This window comes from Mesorhizobium sp. M6A.T.Cr.TU.017.01.1.1 (genome assembly GCF_004023115.1).
GTDB classification, from domain to species: Bacteria; Pseudomonadota; Alphaproteobacteria; order Rhizobiales; family Rhizobiaceae; genus Mesorhizobium; species Mesorhizobium mediterraneum.
In genome coordinates, this window is the sequence record NZ_RZTA01000116.1 from 3309 (window position 1) to 21280 (window position 17972).

General features: G+C 62.8%; 15 protein-coding genes. 12 read left to right on the plus strand and 3 right to left on the minus strand.

Annotated elements, in window-relative coordinates:
* The coding region (gene glmS, locus EOB36_RS27570) for a glutamine--fructose-6-phosphate transaminase (isomerizing) (protein WP_245467910.1) at positions 1–1357 on the plus strand (1357 nt) is incomplete at its 5' end.
* Positions 1358–1436: 79 nt separating this feature from the next.
* Positions 1437–2195 (plus strand): DUF502 domain-containing protein, encoded by a 759-nt coding sequence (locus EOB36_RS27575; protein WP_095485360.1) that lies wholly within the window; start codon positions 1437–1439, stop codon positions 2193–2195.
* Here EOB36_RS27575 and recG read toward each other — a convergent pair.
* Positions 2147–4255 carry an ATP-dependent DNA helicase RecG gene (gene recG, locus EOB36_RS27580; protein ID WP_095485359.1) on the minus strand — a complete coding sequence of 703 codons (2109 nt, stop codon included), beginning with the start codon at positions 4253–4255 and terminating at the stop codon, positions 2147–2149. The two genes, EOB36_RS27575 and recG, sit on opposite strands and share 49 nt — an antisense overlap.
* 92 nt (positions 4256–4347) lie before the next feature.
* On the opposite strand from recG, the gene EOB36_RS27585 reads away from it, so the two are divergent.
* The 6 genes from EOB36_RS27585 to EOB36_RS27615 all read left to right on the plus strand — a co-directional run bounded on the left by EOB36_RS27585 (position 4348) and on the right by EOB36_RS27615 (position 11712).
* A complete protein-coding gene (locus tag EOB36_RS27585; protein WP_095485581.1) occupies positions 4348–4635 on the plus strand; it encodes a succinate dehydrogenase assembly factor 2 in 288 nt (95 codons plus the stop codon).
* Between the two features lie 12 nt (positions 4636–4647).
* Positions 4648–8145, plus strand: a complete 3498-nt coding sequence (gene mfd / locus EOB36_RS27590) for a transcription-repair coupling factor (protein WP_095485358.1) — start codon at positions 4648–4650, stop codon at positions 8143–8145.
* A gap of 182 nt (positions 8146–8327) precedes the next feature.
* On the plus strand, positions 8328–9701 hold the full coding sequence (locus EOB36_RS27595) for a 3-deoxy-7-phosphoheptulonate synthase class II (protein ID WP_128286132.1): 1374 nt from the start codon (positions 8328–8330) through the stop codon (positions 9699–9701).
* Positions 9702–10232: 531 nt separating this feature from the next.
* Complete coding sequence (locus tag EOB36_RS27605) at positions 10233–10652, plus strand: GFA family protein (RefSeq protein ID WP_095485580.1); 420 nt, start codon at positions 10233–10235, stop codon at positions 10650–10652.
* Between the two features lie 75 nt (positions 10653–10727).
* Positions 10728–11087: a diacylglycerol kinase gene (locus EOB36_RS27610; RefSeq protein ID WP_095485357.1), complete on the plus strand. Its 360-nt coding sequence runs from the start codon at positions 10728–10730 to the stop codon at positions 11085–11087.
* 40 nt (positions 11088–11127) lie between these two features.
* Positions 11128–11712, plus strand: a complete 585-nt coding sequence (locus tag EOB36_RS27615; RefSeq protein WP_095485356.1) for a hemerythrin domain-containing protein — start codon at positions 11128–11130, stop codon at positions 11710–11712.
* A 3-nt stretch (positions 11713–11715) separates the two neighbouring features.
* Here EOB36_RS27615 and EOB36_RS27620 read toward each other — a convergent pair whose 3' ends face one another.
* Complete coding sequence (locus tag EOB36_RS27620) at positions 11716–12312, minus strand: DedA family protein (RefSeq protein WP_095485355.1); 597 nt, start codon at positions 12310–12312, stop codon at positions 11716–11718.
* Entirely contained in the window at positions 12309–12872 is a 564-nt protein-coding gene (locus tag EOB36_RS27625) for a DUF1003 domain-containing protein (protein WP_095485354.1), read from the minus strand. The genes EOB36_RS27620 and EOB36_RS27625 overlap by 4 nt, the downstream gene beginning before the upstream one ends.
* Before the next feature lie 90 nt (positions 12873–12962).
* Between EOB36_RS27625 and EOB36_RS27630 the strand changes: the two genes are divergently transcribed.
* The 4 genes from EOB36_RS27630 to EOB36_RS27645 form a co-directional block, all read left to right on the plus strand.
* Positions 12963–13676, plus strand: coding sequence for a DNA-3-methyladenine glycosylase I (locus EOB36_RS27630; RefSeq protein WP_095485353.1), 714 nt, complete (start codon positions 12963–12965; stop codon positions 13674–13676).
* 139 nt (positions 13677–13815) lie between these two features.
* Entirely contained in the window at positions 13816–15531 is a 1716-nt protein-coding gene (locus EOB36_RS27635; RefSeq protein WP_127204153.1) for an NAD+ synthase, read from the plus strand.
* Between the two features lie 55 nt (positions 15532–15586).
* The gene (locus EOB36_RS27640) at positions 15587–16000 is read left to right on the plus strand and encodes a GNAT family N-acetyltransferase (protein WP_127204152.1); all 414 of its coding nucleotides are present in this window, start codon (positions 15587–15589) and stop codon (positions 15998–16000) included.
* A gap of 489 nt (positions 16001–16489) precedes the next feature.
* The coding region (locus EOB36_RS27645; RefSeq protein ID WP_206637216.1) for an ABC transporter ATP-binding protein at positions 16490–17972 on the plus strand (1483 nt) is incomplete at its 3' end.

Consider the following 17972-nt stretch of genomic DNA (forward strand, 5'->3'; position numbering starts at 1 on the left):
CGGGCGGGCCATCATGTTCGAGGGCGAGGAGGCCCTCGCCGTCGGGGCGCGCACCGGCCCGCCGCTGGCCGTCGGTCATGGCGACGGCGAGATGTTCCTGGGCTCCGACGCCATCGCGCTCGCCCCGTTCACCAATTCGATCACCTATCTGGAGGACGGCGACTGGGCGGTGGTGCGCCGCAACGAGGTCGCCATCTTCGACATGGAGGGCAACAAGGTCGACCGCAAGCGCCAGCAGTCGCTCAGCACCAGTTTCATGGTCGATAAAGGCAATCGGCGCCATTTCATGGAGAAGGAAATCCATGAACAGCCCGAAGTGATCTCGCACACGCTGGCGCATTATGTGGATTTCGTCGGTGGCGTCTCGAAGCCGCTCGACCTGCCTTTCGATTTCGCCAAAATCGACCGGTTGGCGATTTCGGCCTGCGGCACCGCCTATCTGGCCGGCCTGATCAGCAAATACTGGTTCGAGCGGTATGCGAGGCTGCCGGTCGACATCGATGTCGCCTCGGAATTCCGCTATCGTGAAATGCCGCTGTCGAAGACAGACGCCGCCTTCTTCATCTCGCAATCGGGCGAGACCGCCGACACGCTGGCCTCGCTGCGCTATTGCCGCAAGGCCGGGATGAAGATTGGCGCGGTCGTCAATGTCCGAGAATCGACGATGGCGCGTGAATCCGACGTTATCCTGCCAACGCTGGCCGGGCCGGAGATTGGCGTCGCCTCGACCAAGGCCTTCACCTGTCAATTGTCGGTGCTGGCGTCGCTTGCCGTGCGGGCGGGCGTGGCGCGCGGAACGATCTCGCCGGAGCAGGAAACGACGCTGGTCCGCCAACTGTCGGAAGCGCCGCGCTATGCCAATCAGGTCCTGAAGCTCGATGGGCAGATCGAAAAGGTCGCGCGCGACCTTTCTCACTACAAAAACGTGCTCTATCTCGGCCGCGATACCAATTTTCCGCTGGCCATGGAAGGCGCGCTGAAGCTCAAGGAAATCTCCTATATCCATGCCGAGGGCTATGCCGCCGGCGAACTGAAGCACGGGCCGATCGCGCTGATCGACGAGAACATGCCGGTGATCGTCATTGCCCCGCATGACCGCATCTTTGAAAAGACCGTCTCGAACATGCAGGAAGTGGCGGCGCGCGGCGGCAAGATCATCCTGATCACCGACAGCAAGGGTGCCGCGCACGCCACGGTAAAGACGATGGAGACGATCGTGCTGCCGGACGTGCCGGAAATCATCACGCCGATCATCTACGCGTTGCCGATCCAGATGCTGGCCTATTTCACCGCGGTGTTCATGGGCACGGACGTCGACCAGCCACGCAACCTGGCGAAATCGGTGACTGTGGAATAGGCGTGGTTTAAAAATTTCGCAGTTCCAAAGCCGAATGCGGTTCACTAATGTTGCGCCGCAACCAGTGCTGCGGTGAACCATGTCCGATGCTCCCAAGACCTCAGGCATGACCCGGCTGCGGAATTATTTCCTGACAGGCTTTGTCGTCTGCGCGCCGCTGGCGATCACCGCCTACATCGCCTGGTCCTTCATCGGCTGGGTCGATTCCTGGGTGAAACCCTACATTCCGGCGCGCTACAACCCCGATAGCTATCTGCCGGCGCCGGTTCCGGGATTTGGCCTGATCGTCGCCCTGATCCTGATCACCCTGATCGGTTTCCTGACCGCCAATATCGTCGGCCGCGCCATCGTCTTGTTCGGCGAGCGGCTGCTCGGCCGCATGCCCCTGGTGCGCGGCGTCTACGGCTCGCTGAAGCAGATCTTTGAGACCGTGCTGTCGAACAAGGGAAACATGTTCCGCCAGGTCGGGCTGGTGGAATACCCGCGCAAGGGCGTCTGGTCGCTGGTCTTCGTCGCCAGCGAGAAGGAAACCGAGATCAACCAGAAGCTCGACCAGGAAGACAACCCGCTGATTGCGGTGTTCATGCCGTGCACGCCCAACCCGACCACCGGCTTCCTGATGTATGTGCCGAAATCCGATGTCGTGCTGCTCGACATGACGATCGAGGACGGCGCCAAGCTGATCGTCTCGGCCGGGCTGGTGGCGCCGGAGGTCAAGACGAAAATGGTGACGCTGAACGGCAAGCCGATCGGCGTTCAGATCGCCAATCCGCCGGTCGGTGCCGGGCCTCAGCCGGCGCGTAAGAGCCGCACTGCCTCGTCGCGGCCGAACAAATAAAGCAGCATGCGAAGGGCGGCGCCGCGTTCGGATTGCAGCTCGGGATCGCGCGACAGGATCAGCCGCGCGTCGTCGCGGGCGGCTTCGAGCAGGTCGGCATGCGCCTCGATGCGTGCCACCTGGAAGCCCGGCGTACCGGACTGGCGGGTGCCCAGCAACTCGCCTTCGCCACGCAGCTTCAGGTCCTCCTCGGCGATGCGGAAGCCGTCCTCGGTCTCGCGCATCACCGACAGCCGGCGCGTTGCCGTCTCGCCGAGCGGATCCTTGTAGAGCAGCACGCAGGAGGACGGTTTTTCGCCGCGCCCGACCCGGCCGCGCAACTGGTGCAGCTGGGCGAGGCCGAAGCGCTCGGCATGCTCGATGACCATGATCGTGGCATCCGGCACATCGACGCCGACCTCGATGACCGTGGTGGCGATCAGGATGCGTGTCTCGCCGGCCTTGAAGGCGCGCATCGCCTCGTCCTTGTCGGCGCCCTTCATGCGCCCGTACACCAGGCCGATCCAGTCGCCGAACAGCGGCTTTAGCGAGGCAAAACGGTCCTCCGCCGACATCAGCTTGATCTCTTCGGATTCCTCGACCAGCGGACAGATCCAGTAGATCTTCTGGCCGTCGGCGACGGCGTCGCGCATGCGGCCGACCAGTTCGTCGAGCCGTTCGAGCGGCAGGGTGACGGTGCGGATCGGCTGGCGCCCGGCCGGCTTTTCGGTGAGCTTCGAAACATCCATGTCGCCGAAGGCGGTCAGCACCAGCGTGCGTGGGATCGGCGTCGCCGTCATCACCAGCATGTCGGGCGCGTCGCCCTTGGCGGTGATGGCAAGCCGCTGATGGACGCCAAAACGGTGCTGTTCGTCGATGACAGCGAAGACGAGGTCGTGGAACGTTACCGTTTCCTGGAACAGGGCGTGGGTGCCGACGACGATGTCGATCTCGCCACTGGCCAGGCCGGCCAGCGTCTCGGTGCGCTCGCGGCCCTTTTCGCGGCCGGTGAGGATGGCAACGCGCAGGCCCGCCTGTTCTGCCAACGGTGCAATCGTCGCAAGATGCTGGCGCGCCAGGATTTCGGTTGGCGCCATCAATGCCGCCTGGCCGCCTGCCTCGACGGCGCGCCCCATGGCGAGCAGCGCGACAACCGTCTTGCCGGAGCCGACATCGCCCTGCAGCAGGCGCAGCATGCGTTCGGGATCACCGAGATCGGCGTTGATTTCGGCAAGCGCCATTTCCTGCGAGGTGGTCAGCGAATAGGGAAGGGCGGCGCGCAGCTTTTCGACGATGCGGCCGTCACCGACCAATGGTCGTCCGGACAAGCGGCGGACTTTTGCCCGCACCAGTGCCAGCGACACCTGGCCTGCCAGAAACTCGTCATAGGCGAGGCGCCGCCAGGCTGCGCCGTCGATGGACACGTCGATCGGGTCGGCGGGGTTGTGGATGCGGGCGAGCGCATCGCCGAAGGCAGGAAAGGTCTGGCGGCGCAGAAACTCGCCATCCTGCCATTCCGGCAGCACCGGCAAGCGAGCGAGCGCCTGGCCGATTGCCCGGCGCAGCACTTTTCCCGAGAGCCCGGCGGTGAGCGGATAGACCGGCTCGACCAGCGGCAGGTTTTCCGCTTCGCTGGCCAGCGCGATGTGGTCGGGGTGAACCATGGTCGGGCGGCCGTTGAACCATTCCATTCGACCCGAGACCACGACATGCTCGCCTTCCGGCATAGCTTTTTCGAGATAGGCGGCGTGCGCATGGAAGAAGGTCAGCGCGATCTCGCCGGTGTCGTCATGGGCGTAGACCCGGTACGGCACCGATCTGTTGCCGCGCGGCGGCGGCTGGTGGCGATCGATCCGCACATCAAGGGTGACGATCGCGCCTTCGGCCGAGCCGGCGATACCCGGCCGGTTGCGGCGGTCGATTACCGTGTGGGGCAGCACGAACAAAAGATCGCCGGCGCGCGCCGCACGATCGCCGAGATCGGCCGGCACGATTTTCTCGATCAGCGCGCCGACCTTCGGCCCGACGCCGGCAAGCGAGGTGATCGGGACAAACAGCGGATCGAGGAGGGAAGGGCGCATGATGTCAGCTTATGTCGCGACGGCCGCAGCGCAAGGCTGACACCGCCCTCTATCCACGCTATATGCGCCGCTTCAGGCAAGGAAGCAGGACAATGACCGGAACGAGACGATCAAGCGAGGGGCTCGACGCCCGCCGCCGCAAGCTTCTGTTTCGCTCTTGGCATCGCGGCATGCGCGAGATGGACCTCATTCTCGGCAGTTTCGCAGACGCGGAGATCGGCGTCTTGACCGGCGACGAACTCGACCAATATGAAAGGCTCCTCGACGTTCCCGATACCGAATTCCTGCCCGTGATCACCGGCGAGCGCCCGGTTCCCGCAAATTTCGACTGTGCCGTCCTGCAAAAGATCCTGGCGTCGCGCCAGGCGATGACATTCTGAATACGTGATTTCATGAGCTTGATCCCCACCATCGGCCTGCCGAAAGGCCGCGCCGGCCAGTTCATCGTCGACGGTGTCGCCGACGGTTACGAAGCCTTTGCGCTGGTGCAGGCCGCGCACGAGATTGCGCCCGACAAGCCGGTGCTGTTCGTGGCGCGCGACGGCCAGCGCCTGCCTTCGATCATCGAGGCGCTTTCATTCGCAGCGCCAGGCCTGCCCGTGCTCGAGCTGCCGGCCTGGGATTGTCTGCCTTACGACCGCGTCTCGCCCGGAGCGGATGCTGCCGCGCGGCGTCTGGACGCGCTCACCGCGATGATCGCGCTGGTGAAAAAACCGCACCGCGCCGTCATCCTGACCACCGCCAATGCGCTGCTGCAGCGCATTCCGCCGGCAAGCCTCGTCGAGGCACAGACATTTCACGCAAAACCCGGCAACCAGATTGACATGAATGGGCTGGTGTCGCGGCTGGAGATATCAGGCTTCGAGCGGGTGCCTACAGTGCGCGGCGTCGGCGAGTTTGCCGTGCGCGGCGGCATTCTGGACCTGTTCGCACCGGGCTGGACGGAAGCGCTGCGCCTCGATTTCTTCGGCGACACGCTGGAATCGATCCGCGTCTTCGACGCCGCCACGCAGCGCACCATCGGCCAACGCAAGTCGATGGCGCTGCAGGCGATGAGTGAAGTGGCGCTGACGCCGGAGACCATCAGCCGTTTCCGCCGCAGCTACATCGAAGCCTTTGGCGCGCCCTCGCGCGACGATGGGCTCTATGCGGCGGTCAGCGAGGGACGGCGTTTCGCCGGCATGGAGCACTGGCTGCCGTTCTTCTACGAGCGGCTGGAGACGGTGTTCGACTATCTGCCGGACACGCCTGTTGTGTTCGACCATCTGGCGCATGAGGCGCTGACTGAGCGCCATGCGCTGATCCTCGACCATTACGAGGCGCGCAGGAAGCAGGCCGACGGCGCACTGAAGGATGCCGTGCCATATAAGCCGGTGCCGCCCGACCTGCTTTATTTGTCGCCCGAAAACCTCATCGCCTCGCTTGGCCCGCGCGAAGCGATCGACTTCACGCCGTTCGATGCGCCCGACGCCGGCGCGAGGAAAATCTTCCATGCCGGCTCGCGGCATGGCCGCAGCTTCGTCGAGGAACGCGCCGACCCCAACGTCAACGTCTTCGACGTCGTCGTAAAACACATTGCCGATGAGCGGGCCGCCCGCCGCCGCGTCGTCATCGCCGGCTGGACCGAAGGTTCGCTCGACCGGCTTGGCCAGATCCTGGCTGAACATCATCTCGGCAATCTCAAGCCGGTCGCCACGCTGGCCGAGGCGGAAAAGCTCGAGACGGGGCAGGCGGCACTTGCCGTGCTGCCGCTCGAATCCGGCTTCGAGACCGAGAAACTGGTCGTCGTCGCCGAGCAGGACATTCTGGGCGACCGGCTGATCCGCCGCTCGAAGCGCAAGAAGCGTCCTTCCGACTTCATCGCCGAGGCCTCGGCGTTGTCCTCCGGCGATATCGTCGTCCATACCGACCACGGCATTGGCCGCTTCATCGGGCTGCGCACCATCGAGGCGGTTGGTGCGCCGCATGATTGCCTCGAGATCCATTATGCCGGCGATGATCGGCTGTTCCTGCCGGTGGAGAACATCGAGCTTCTGTCGCGCTATGGCTCGGATTCGGCCGAAGCGACGTTGGACAAGCTTGGCGGCGGCGCCTGGCAGTCGCGCAAGGCGCGGCTGAAGAAACGCCTGCTCGACATGGCCGGACAGTTGATCCGCATTGCCGCCGAGCGGCAGATGCGCGCCGCTCCTTCGCTGGTGCCGGCAGATGGTCTCTACGGCGAATTCTCCGCGCGTTTCCCCTACGAGGAAACCGACGACCAGCAGACGGCGATCGATTCGGTCATGGGCGATCTGGGCGCGGGAAAGCCGATGGACCGGCTGATCTGCGGCGACGTCGGCTTCGGCAAGACCGAAGTCGCCCTTCGTGCCGCCTTCATCGCGGCGATGGAAGGGTTTCAGGTCGCGGTGGTGGTGCCGACGACGCTGTTGTCACGCCAGCATTTCAAGACCTTTTCGCAGCGCTTTTCCGGCCTGCCGATCCGCGTCGCCCAGGCATCGCGGCTGGTTGGAGCCAAGGACCTGGCCGAGGCCAAGAAGGGTATCGCCGAAGGCACGGTCGACATCGTCGTCGGCACCCATGCGCTGCTCGGCTCGTCGATCTCGTTCAAGAATCTCGGCCTCCTAATCATTGACGAGGAGCAGCATTTTGGCGTCAAGCACAAGGAACGGCTGAAGGATTTGAAGAGCGACGTGCATGTGCTGACGCTGTCGGCGACGCCGATCCCGCGCACGCTGCAACTGGCGTTGACCGGGGTGCGCGAACTGTCGCTGATCGCCACGCCGCCGGTCGATCGCCTGGCGGTGCGCACCTTCATCTCGCCCTTCGACCCGCTGGTCATCCGCGAGACCCTGCTCAGGGAGCGCTACCGAGGTGGTCATTCCTTTTATGTCGTGCCGCGCATCAGCGATTTGGCGGAAATCCATGATTTCCTTCGGGAATCGGTGCCCGAGCTGAAAGTGGCTGTCGCTCACGGCCAGATGCCGCCCGGCGAGCTCGACGACATCATGAACGCCTTCTACGACGGCCAGTACGATGTGTTGCTGTCGACAACCATTGTCGAATCCGGCCTCGATATCCCGACCGCGAACACGCTGATCGTGCATCGCGCCGACATGTTCGGCCTGTCGCAGCTCTACCAGTTGCGCGGCCGCGTCGGGCGCTCGAAGGTGCGCGCCTATGCGCTGTTCACGCTGCCGGCCAATCGCAAGTTGACCGACACCGCCGAGCGCCGGCTGAAGGTGCTGCAGTCGCTCGACACGCTGGGCGCCGGCTTCCAGCTCGCCAGTCACGATCTCGATATCAGAGGCGCCGGCAATCTTCTCGGCGAAGAGCAATCCGGCCACATCAAGGAGGTCGGCTTCGAGCTTTACCAGCAGATGCTGGAAGAAGCGGTCGCCGAGGTGAAGGATTCCGGCGAGGTGCAGGATGGCGGTTGGTCGCCGCAGATCGCCGTCGGCACGGCGGTGATGATCCCGGAAAGCTATGTTCCGGATCTGCAGCTGCGGCTGGCGCTCTATCGCCGCCTCGGCGATCTCGAAAACACCGAGGAGATCGATGCTTTCGGCGCCGAGCTGATCGACCGCTTCGGCCCGTTGCCGGAGGAGGTGAAGCATCTCTTGAAGATCGTCTTTATCAAGGCGCTCTGCCGCAAGGCCAATGTCGAAAAGCTCGATGCCGGGCCAAAGGGGGTCGTCATACATTTCCGCAAGCGCGAGTTTTCCAATCCTGTCGGGCTGGTCACGTTCATCGGCGAGCAGGGCTCGCTGGCCAAGATCCGGCCGGATCACAGCGTCGTCTTCAGCCGCGACTGGTCTACGCCCGAAAAGCGGCTGGCGGGGTCCGCCGTCGTCATGACGCAGCTGGCAAGATTGGCGGAGAAGGTGGCTTAACACGGCGTCGGCTTGAGCCTTTCGCCGCAAACATTCCGACGCTTTTTCGCCGCGGCCGCCATTCGCCACACGTCCAAATCCGGTCTAGAATAGGAAATCGGCTTCGTGTATGGAGCCGCGATCCCATATTGGGGTGAAATGGCGGGCGATAGCACCCGCTGGAAAGAACGTTGGGTGCAACGATGACGAAATGGTCGCCGAATTCGTGGAGAGCAAAGCCGATCCAGCAGGTTCCTGCCTATCCGGATCTTGCCGCGCTGAAGAACACGGAAGCCCAGCTCGCCACCTTTCCGCCGCTGGTTTTTGCAGGTGAGGCACGCAAGCTGAAGAAGCAGCTTGCGACCGTCGCTGCCGGTGACGCATTCCTTCTGCAGGGCGGCGATTGCGCCGAGAGTTTTGCCGAGCATGGCGCGGACAACATCCGCGACTTCTTCCGCGTCTTCCTGCAGATGTCCGTGGTGCTGACTTTCGCCGGCGCGCAGCCGGTGGTGAAGGTCGGTCGTGGCGCCGGCCAGTTCGCCAAGCCGCGCTCGTCCGACAACGAGACCAAGGGCGGCGTGACGCTGCCCAGCTATCGCGGCGACATCATCAACGGCATCGAGTTCGACGCCAAGTCGCGCATTCCCGATCCCGCACGCCAGGAGATGGCCTACCGCCAGTCGGCGGCGACGCTCAACCTGTTGCGCGCCTTCGCCCAGGGCGGCTACGCCAGCCTGGAGAACGTGCATCAATGGATGCTGGGCTTCGTGTCCGACAGCCCGCAGGGCGAGAAATACGAGTCGCTCGCCAACCGCATCACCGAGACGATGGACTTCATGAAGGCTGTCGGCATCACCTCGGAGACCAATTACGCGCTGCGCGAGACCGACTTCTACACCAGCCACGAAGCGCTGCTGCTCGGCTATGAGGAGGCGCTGACCCGCGTCGATTCAACCTCAGGTGACTGGTACGCCACTTCCGGACACATGATCTGGATCGGCGATCGCACGCGCCAGCCCGACCATGCCCATGTCGAATACTGCCGTGGCATCAAGAACCCGCTGGGCCTGAAATGCGGCCCGTCGCTGACGCCGGACGGCCTGTTGCAGCTCATCGACCTGCTCAATCCGGAGAACGAGCCCGGCCGGCTGACGCTGATCGCGCGCTTCGGCTCCGACAAGGTCGCCGACCACCTGCCGAAGCTGCTGCGCGCGGTAAAAAAAGAAGGCCGCAGCGTGGTGTGGTCGTCGGACCCGATGCATGGCAACACCATCGAGGCCGCCGGCTATAAGACGCGGCCGTTCGACCGCATCCTGAAGGAGGTGCAGACCTTCTTCGAGGTGCATCGCGCCGAAGGCACGCATCCGGGCGGCATCCATATCGAGATGACCGGCAAGAATGTCACTGAATGCACCGGTGGCGCCCGCGCCATCACCGCCGAAGAGCTGCAGGATCGCTACCACACCCATTGCGACCCGCGCCTCAACGCCGACCAGGCGATCGAGCTGGCATTCCTGGTCTCGGATCTGCTCAAAAAGAGCCACCCGGTCCAGCACAAGCAGGCCGTGAACGGCTGAGGCTGTGATGGTTGCCGACTGATCTGCAACTGCCAATCTCCAACGCTGGCGATTAGCCTTAAGCCAACATGCCTTCGTCATCCTGGGGCGTAGCGACGCGAAGCGGAATGCAGACCGCAGGATCCATGCCGTTACATCAGCCGAAGAATGCAGCGGTTCGGAATAAAACTGCTGCGTAGCGATCCTTCGCGCCGGCATCAAAGGTTCTGCACCGCTGCACCCGGTTGTGCTGGGCGGCGGCAAGCCGTACTTCCAGTCCGGCCTGTCGCTGACGTTGAAGCCGCTTGGCACGGAAAGCCTTACCCAGGGCGTGACGCTGCTGCGCTACGCACCCGCCGGTTAGTTGTGGCCCGACATCGTTTTTAGCCAGGGTTCGGTCAGCGCCCGCGCTCCCAACCGCAAACCGTGCTGTGCGGAACATGCCCGCCGAATGTCGCATTTGCTTGGGCACAGTCGCTGCAAAACTGGAATCCTGACAACGATGCCGATGCCATGGATGGCGATTGGGATGGCGATTTCGTTGGAGGCGAGATGGATGACAATCACAGCGGATCATGCCTGTGCGGAGCCGTGCGCTTCAGGACGCGGGGTCCGCTGCGCGGTGTCGTCTATTGCCATTGTTCACAGTGCCGGAAGCAGACCGGGCATTTCGTTGCCGCAACCGCTGCCAAGGACGCCGACATCGATATCGAAGGGAAGGATGCGCTCGCCTGGTATGGTGCTTCCGATGTGGCCAAGCGCGGGTTCTGCAGGACCTGCGGTTCGCTGCTGTTCTGGAAGCATGGCGAACTGGACTCAATTTCGATCATGGCCGGCTCCTTCGACAGGCCATCCGGCCTTTCCGGCCAAAGCCATATCTTTGTCGGCGACAAGGGAGATTATTATTCGATCGACGATGCGCTGCCGCAGTTCGAAAGGTCGGCCCCGTCGATCAAGGTCGCCGACGAATGATTTTTGCAGCGATCGCCTTATTCCCTTGATCCGGCCATTGCGCTATCCCCTGCCGGTGATTCGGAAAGGTTTGGTATGCAGCGGCTGATCGATGCTTTCTTCAATTCGGTGCGGGCGTTTCAGAAATTGGCCGCCAGCGAAAAAGCCTTCCAGCAGGAGCTGATGCTGCTCGTGCTGGCGCTGCCGCTCGGCTGGTTTGTTTCGGTGTCGTGGCGCGGCTATGCGCTGCTGATCGGCTCGGTGCTGCTGCTGATCATGGTCGAAGTGCTGAACACCGGCATCGAGGCGGCATGCGATGCGTTCAGCCGGGAGTTCAACGTCGATATCCAGCTCGCCAAGGATTGCGGCTCGCTGGCGGTGCTGATTTCGGTGGTGATCGTTGCCGGCGTCTGGGGCATCGCCATCATCGAGCGAATCTTGGGGCTACCGATCTAGTATCTCACCTCTTATATGACGGTCACCAAAGGAGACCGTCATGGGTGAAGGTGCCGATTTTCTGCTGCTCGAGCGGGCAGGCCTGCCGGACGATCTGGGCTGGCTGACTGAGAAATATCCGCGCGAGACCTGGCAGGCACATTCCAACATTCACGGCATCGCCACCATGTGGCTGCAGCGGCACGACATGTTCCGCGAGCTCGGCGGCATGCTGACCAATGGCATTGGCGACTATCGCGAGGGCAGGCTGACAGCGCCGGAGTTTGCGCGCTGGTTCGCGCCGCGCCTCAACCATTTTCTCGGGAATCTCGACGGCCACCACAATGTCGAGGACAATCATTATTTTCCGGTCTTCGCCAAGGCGGAGACAAGGCTGAAACGCGGCTTCGAGATTCTCGATGCCGATCATCACACGATCCATGAGGGGCTGGAGCGCAATGCCGAGACGGCGAACGCCTTCATCCGCACGCTTCAGGAGAGCGAGGACAAGCAGCGCTTTGCCGCCGATGCCTATGCCGACGAGAACAGCCGCCTGATCGCCATGCTGACCCGGCACCTTGCCGATGAGGAAGATTTGATCATTCCGCTGATCCTCGATCGTGGCCGCGCGCTCGGCATCGACTGATCCTCACGTCTCCTTAGCGTCCTTGACACGTTCTTTCTTGGCGACATGGTGGGCGATGAACCAGCCGAGGACGGCGGCTGCCAGGCCGATGGCCAGAGCGATCAGCAATCGCTCGTGACGGGCAAGCGCCTGGCCGACGATTCGCTCCGCGCCCAGCCCGAAGACATAGCCGATGGCGGCGAACAATGCGGCCCAGATGATCGATGAAATGGCGTTGAGGATGACAAAGCGCGCCACGGCGATGCCGGACAATCCAGCCGCGATGCCGCCGACCAGCCGCAGGCCATAGATAAAACGGTTCGACAGCACGAAAATGTCGGGATGGCTGGAGACGAGACGATAGGCGTGACTGAAGCCTGGCCGACCCCTCAATTTAATCACGAGCGGATGGTCGGCGAAGCTTCGGCCGAGGGTGAAAAAGAAGGTGTCGCCGACAAAGGCGCCGAAGGCAGCCGCGAGAAAGGCCTGCCACAGGACGAAGACATGCTGATGCGCGAAAAAACCGCCAAGGAGGGCGGCACTTTCGCCCTCGGCGATACAGCCCAGAAAGACGGCAATCAGCCCATATTGCTCGATGAGATTATGGATGGCATCCGTCATGGACGCGTCCGCTGCTTCGACAGAATCTCGTCGATCCGCTTCACCTGTTCGGCCAGTTGCGCAATCTCGTCGCGCATGCCGACGATCTGGCTGTGGCGCAGTTCGTCCAGCTTCTCATGCAACGCCATGATCTCGATCTCGGCCTTGAGATTGACCTCGTAGTCGTGCGCGGCATCGATACGATCGCGCTCGGTCTGGCGGTTCTGCGCCATCATGATCACCGGCGCCTGCAGGGCCGCGACCATGGAAAGCACGAGGTTGAGGAAGATGAAGGGATAGGGATCAAAGGCGTCGCGCGTCAAAAGCCAGACATTGCCCGCAGTCCACAGGATCAGGAAGGCAATGAATGTCAGGATGAAGGACCACGAGCCGCCGATCCGGGCGATGGTGTCGGCGAGGCGGTCGCCAAACGTCTGGTGAAAGGCGACAGCCTTGTTGGTATCCTTGGAGATCGTGGTGCGCTCGAGCGTTGATTGCAGCACCCGGTTTTCAAGTGCGCTGAGGCCGTCCGGCTTTCGCTTCAGCCAACGGTTTGCCAACTCTTCGATCGTCTTGTTCATCGTCGCCTCCGTCGTCAGCGTCCGCGATAGACCTAGAGGCTGCCGGTTCGCACGGGAAGTGGTAGATTGACGCGATAAGGTGAGGAAACAATGATGGATTTTCAGAAAGTCCGCGCCCGCGCGGCCAAACGCAAGGGCGGGGAAGCTGCGCTGGCGTCGCTGCTGGGTCCCATGCCTGACAACGCCGCGGTAGCTGACATTACCGACGACCGCATCCTCTCGACCATGGCCGAGCGTGTTTTCGCGGCTGGTTTCGTTTGGCGCGTCATCGAGCAGAAATGGCCGGGTTTCGAAGAGGCGTTTCTCGGTTTCGAGCCGAAGCGGCTGTTGTTCCAGCCTGACGATTTCTGGCACGAACTGACGGCCGACAAGCGCATCGTGCGCAATCCGCAGAAGATCAAATCCGTCCGCGACAACGCGGCCTTCGTCGAGCGGGTATCGAAGGAGCATGGCGGCTTCGGCAAATTCCTCGCCGATTGGCCGGCCGACGATCAGGTCGGGCTGATGGCCTATCTCGGCAAGCATGGCAGCCGGCTCGGCGGCAACACCGGCCAGTATTTTCTGAGGTGGCTGGAATGGGACGCCTTCATCGTCTCAACCGACATGGCGGCGGCGCTGCGCGACGCCGGCCTGGACATCGCCGAAAGCCCGACCTCGAAGAGGGATCTCGACAAGATCCAGAACCAGATCAATGCCTGGGCGGCGCAAACCCGGCTGCCGCGCCGGCATATTTCGCGCATTCTGGCGATGTCGATCGGCGAGAACCACTCGCCGGAGGCACTGCGCGAATATATGGGCGAATAGGCCGCGATCGATCCGTTGATCGGTCTGACACGATCGACATTCGTCGATCGGTCTGACACGAATGACATATGTCATTCGGTCTGGGTGGTCCAAATGAACGCCATTGCCCGGCGAATTCTGTCGCGCTAAGTCAGCAGGCATGACCGACAACACCGCTTCCGACATATTGCGCATCGCCGTCGCCCAGCTCAATCCGACGGTTGGCGACGTCGCCGGTAATCTCGCAAAGGCGCGCGAGGCGAGGGCGGATGCCGCTCGCCAGAGCGCCGACCTCGTGCTGTTCACCGAGCTTTTTCTTGCTGGGTATCCCCCCGAAGACCTGGTGCTGAAGCCGGCGTTCCTGAAGGCCTGCGAGCGGGCGGCGAAGGATTTCGCTGGTGATACCGCCGATGGCGGGCCGGGCGTCATCATCGGCACGCCACTGAAGCGCAAGAGCGGCACGCACAATTCGATCATCGTTGCCGATGGCGGCAAGATCCTTGCCGAGCGCTACAAGCTCGATCTGCCGAACTACGGCGAATTCGACGAGAAGCGCGTCTTCCAGGCTGGTCCTGAAATCCAGGGACCGGTCAATTTCCGCGGCGTGCGCCTGGGAATTCCGATCTGCGAAGACATATGGGGCGATGTCGGCATGTGCGAGACGCTGGCCGAAAGCGGCGCGGAAATCCTGCTGGTACCGAACGGCTCGCCCTATTATCGCGGCAAGGTCGACGTTCGCCACCAGATCGTCATCCGCCAGGTCATCGAATGCGGATTGCCGATCATCTACGCCAATCAGCTTGGCGGCCAGGACGAGCTGATCTTCGATGGTGCGTCGTTTGCTATAGGTTCTGACAAGACGCTGGCCTTCCAGATGAGCCAGTTCGAGGAGACGGTCAACGTCACCACGTGGAAGCGGAACCGCGCCGCCGCAGGCGCGCGAAGTGGAAATCACTCCGAGGGCTGGGTCTGCTCCGAAGGACCGATGTCGAAAATCCCGGAAAAGGAGGAGGCTGACTATCGCGCCTGCATGCTGGGCCTGCGCGACTACGTCAACAAAAACGGCTTCAAGAATGTGGTGCTCGGCCTTTCCGGCGGCATCGATTCGGCGATCTGCGCCGCACTTGCCGTCGATGCGCTCGGCGAGGAACGGCTGCGCGCCGTGATGATGCCTTACCGCTATACCTCGAAGGATTCGCTGAAGGATGCCGAGGATTGTGCCCGCGCGCTCGGCTGCCGCTACGATATCGTGCCGATCTTCGAGCCGGTCGAGGGATTCCTGCATACGCTGACGCAGCTTTTCGAGGGCACCAAGGAAGGCATCACCGAGGAAAACCTGCAGAGCCGTGCGCGCGGCACCATTTTGATGGCGATCTCCAACAAGTTCGGCTCAATGGTGGTCACCACCGGCAACAAAAGCGAGATGTCGGTGGGCTACGCCACGCTCTATGGCGACATGAATGGCGGCTTCAACCCGATCAAGGACCTCTACAAGATGCAGGTCTACGCGCTGTCGCGCTGGCGCAATACGCACGTGCCGCCTGGTGCGCTAGGCCCTTCCGGCGAGGTGATCCCGAACAACATCATCGACAAGGCGCCGTCGGCGGAACTGCGCGAGAACCAGACGGATCAGGATTCGCTTCCGCCCTATCCGGTGCTGGACGACATCTTGGAGTGTCTGGTCGAGAACGAGATGGGTGTCGACGAGATCGTTGCCCGCGGCCACGACCGGGCGACGGTGACGCGCGTCGAGCACCTGCTCTACATCGCGGAATACAAGCGCCGGCAGGCAGCGCCCGGCGTGAAGATCACCAAGAAGAATTTCGGCCGCGACCGCCGTTATCCCATCACCAACCGGTTCAGGGATGGCGGATAGGCGCCGTTTCTCGCCCCTGTGAAATGGCTGGGGCCGGATGCTCAATGGGATAGCCATGCCTGATTGTGAAATCAGCTTCGACGTGTCGCGGATTGACTTCCGGGCGACCTCCGACCTGCTGATGGCAAGCTATTGGGGCAGCGGGCGCAGCGACGAACTTCACCGCCGCGCCTTTGCCAACTCGCTTTGCGTTGGTGCTTATGCCGACGGTAAGCAGATCGGCTTTGGCCGGGCGATCACCGACCGCACGGTGTTTGCCTATCTGGCCGATATCATCATCTGGCCGGAATATCGCGGGCGAGGCATCGGCACGCGGCTTGTCCAGGCGCTTATCGATCATCCGGATTGCAAGACAGTCACCCATTGGAGCCTGTCGACGAATGATGCCCATGCGGTCTACGAGAAGCTTGGTTTCAGGCCGTCCACCGATGGCCGCTATATGCGTCTCGACCGCATTTCGACCGCCTGAACGAGGAAATTGCACAACCCGCGATTGTTGCAAAAACGTCTCACTGGTTGGACCAGATGCGCTTTCGGTCGCTCGCTGGCTTGGCGTGGCGGTGAGGCATCTCTATAAACGCCTTTCCGCGATTCCTACGCATCGGCCCGAAAATCGGCATCGATTTTCGGAAAGCACGATGCGCAGATTCAAAGTTAGAGCGTACTTTGTGCGTCCGAATGGACGCATGTCGCTCTAACGGGAGGACCGAATGGCAGGATTTGACATCGTTATGCGAGGCCGCGAAGCCTAGGTCTCAGAAGGCGCGCCGGAAGGTTTTCACCTTCACGCCCAAGCCCATCTGACATCAGGCGTTCGTCGATGCCGGTCGCCGCCCGTCTTCGGGCGAGCCGCCAAATATGCCGAACCTCCGCATTCCCGGGCGCTAATTCGCCCAACGCGGGTTTTTTCAATTTTCGACCTTACCGGGACCGGGTTCGCTTGCGCCCGAATGACATCATGGCTCGTTTTCAGATAGATTTGCGCGCGGGCGCCTTTCGCAGCGTCCTTGGCTTCACGCTTAGCCATTGGCGGCGCCAGCCGTGGCGGCTTACGCTCATCATGGGCACGTTCCTGCTGTCGACCTTGGCCGACGTGCTGACGCCGCTCTATTCGGGCCGGCTGGTCGACGCCGTTGCCAGCAGCGCTGCGGCCGACGATGTCGCGTGGAATGCGGCGATGGCGGCGTTTTCCATGCTGGTGGCGCTGGCGCTCACCGGTGTCGTGCTGCGCAACCTCGCCTTCATGGCCATCGTGGAGCTGACCCTGAAGATGATGGCGGATATCGCCGCCGACGCCTTCCACCGCGTCCAGCGCTTCTCCACCGACTGGCATGCCAACAGCTTCGCCGGGTCGACCGTGCGCAAGATAACGCGCGGCATGTGGGCGCTCGATCTGCTCAACGACACGATCCTGATCGCGCTGCTGCCGTCCGTCGTCATGCTTGTCGGCTCGACGCTGCTGCTCGGCTGGTTCTGGCCGCTGATGGGTGCCGTAGTCGCTGCAGGCTCGGTGCTGTTCATCGCGGTGACGGCGCTGCTGTCGCTTGGCTATGTCGCGCCTGCGGCAAGGCTTGCCAACGCATGGGACACGCGCCTGGGCGGCTCGCTGGCCGACGCGGTGAGCTGCAACGCCGTGGTCAAGGGTTTTGGCGCCGAGGAACGCGAGGAAACGCGCCTTGCCAAGGTCGTCGCCAGATGGCGCGCCCGCACGCGCCGCACCTGGGTGCGCGGCACCGTCAACGGCACCACGCAAGGGGCGATGCTGCTGCTTCTGAGAACCGCGGTGATCGGATTTTCGCTGCTTTTGTGGGCGTGGGGGCAGGCGAGCGCCGGCGATGTTACCTTCGTACTGACCTCGTTTTTCGTGCTGCAAGGCTATTTGCGCGACATCGGCACGCATATCCGCAATTTGCAGCGCTCGATCAACGACATGGAGGAACTGGTCGACTTCCAGTCCGAGCCGCTCGGGATCGAGGATGTGCCCGGCGCCAAGCCGATCCGCATCACCGACGGCCGCATCAGCTTCGACGATGTCACCTTCCACTATGGCAGCCACCGCCTGCCGCTCTATCGCGACTTTTCGGTGGATATCGCGCCGGGCGAACGCGTCGGGCTGGTCGGCCATTCGGGCTCGGGCAAGACGACCTTCGTCAAGCTGATCCAGCGCCTTTACGACGTGAATGCGGGAACGATCCTGATCGACGGCCAGGATATTTCCGGGGTGGCGCAGGCGTCGCTGCGCGGGCAGATCGCCATCGTCCAACAGGAGCCGATTCTGTTCCACCGGTCGCTGGCCGAAAACATCGCCTATGCCCGGCCGAGCGCCACGCAAGCCGAGATCGAGCATGCGGCGCGGCTGGCCAGCGCGCACGACTTCATCGTCGATCTGCCGAAGGGCTACGGCACGCTGGTCGGCGATCGCGGCGTGAAACTGTCGGGTG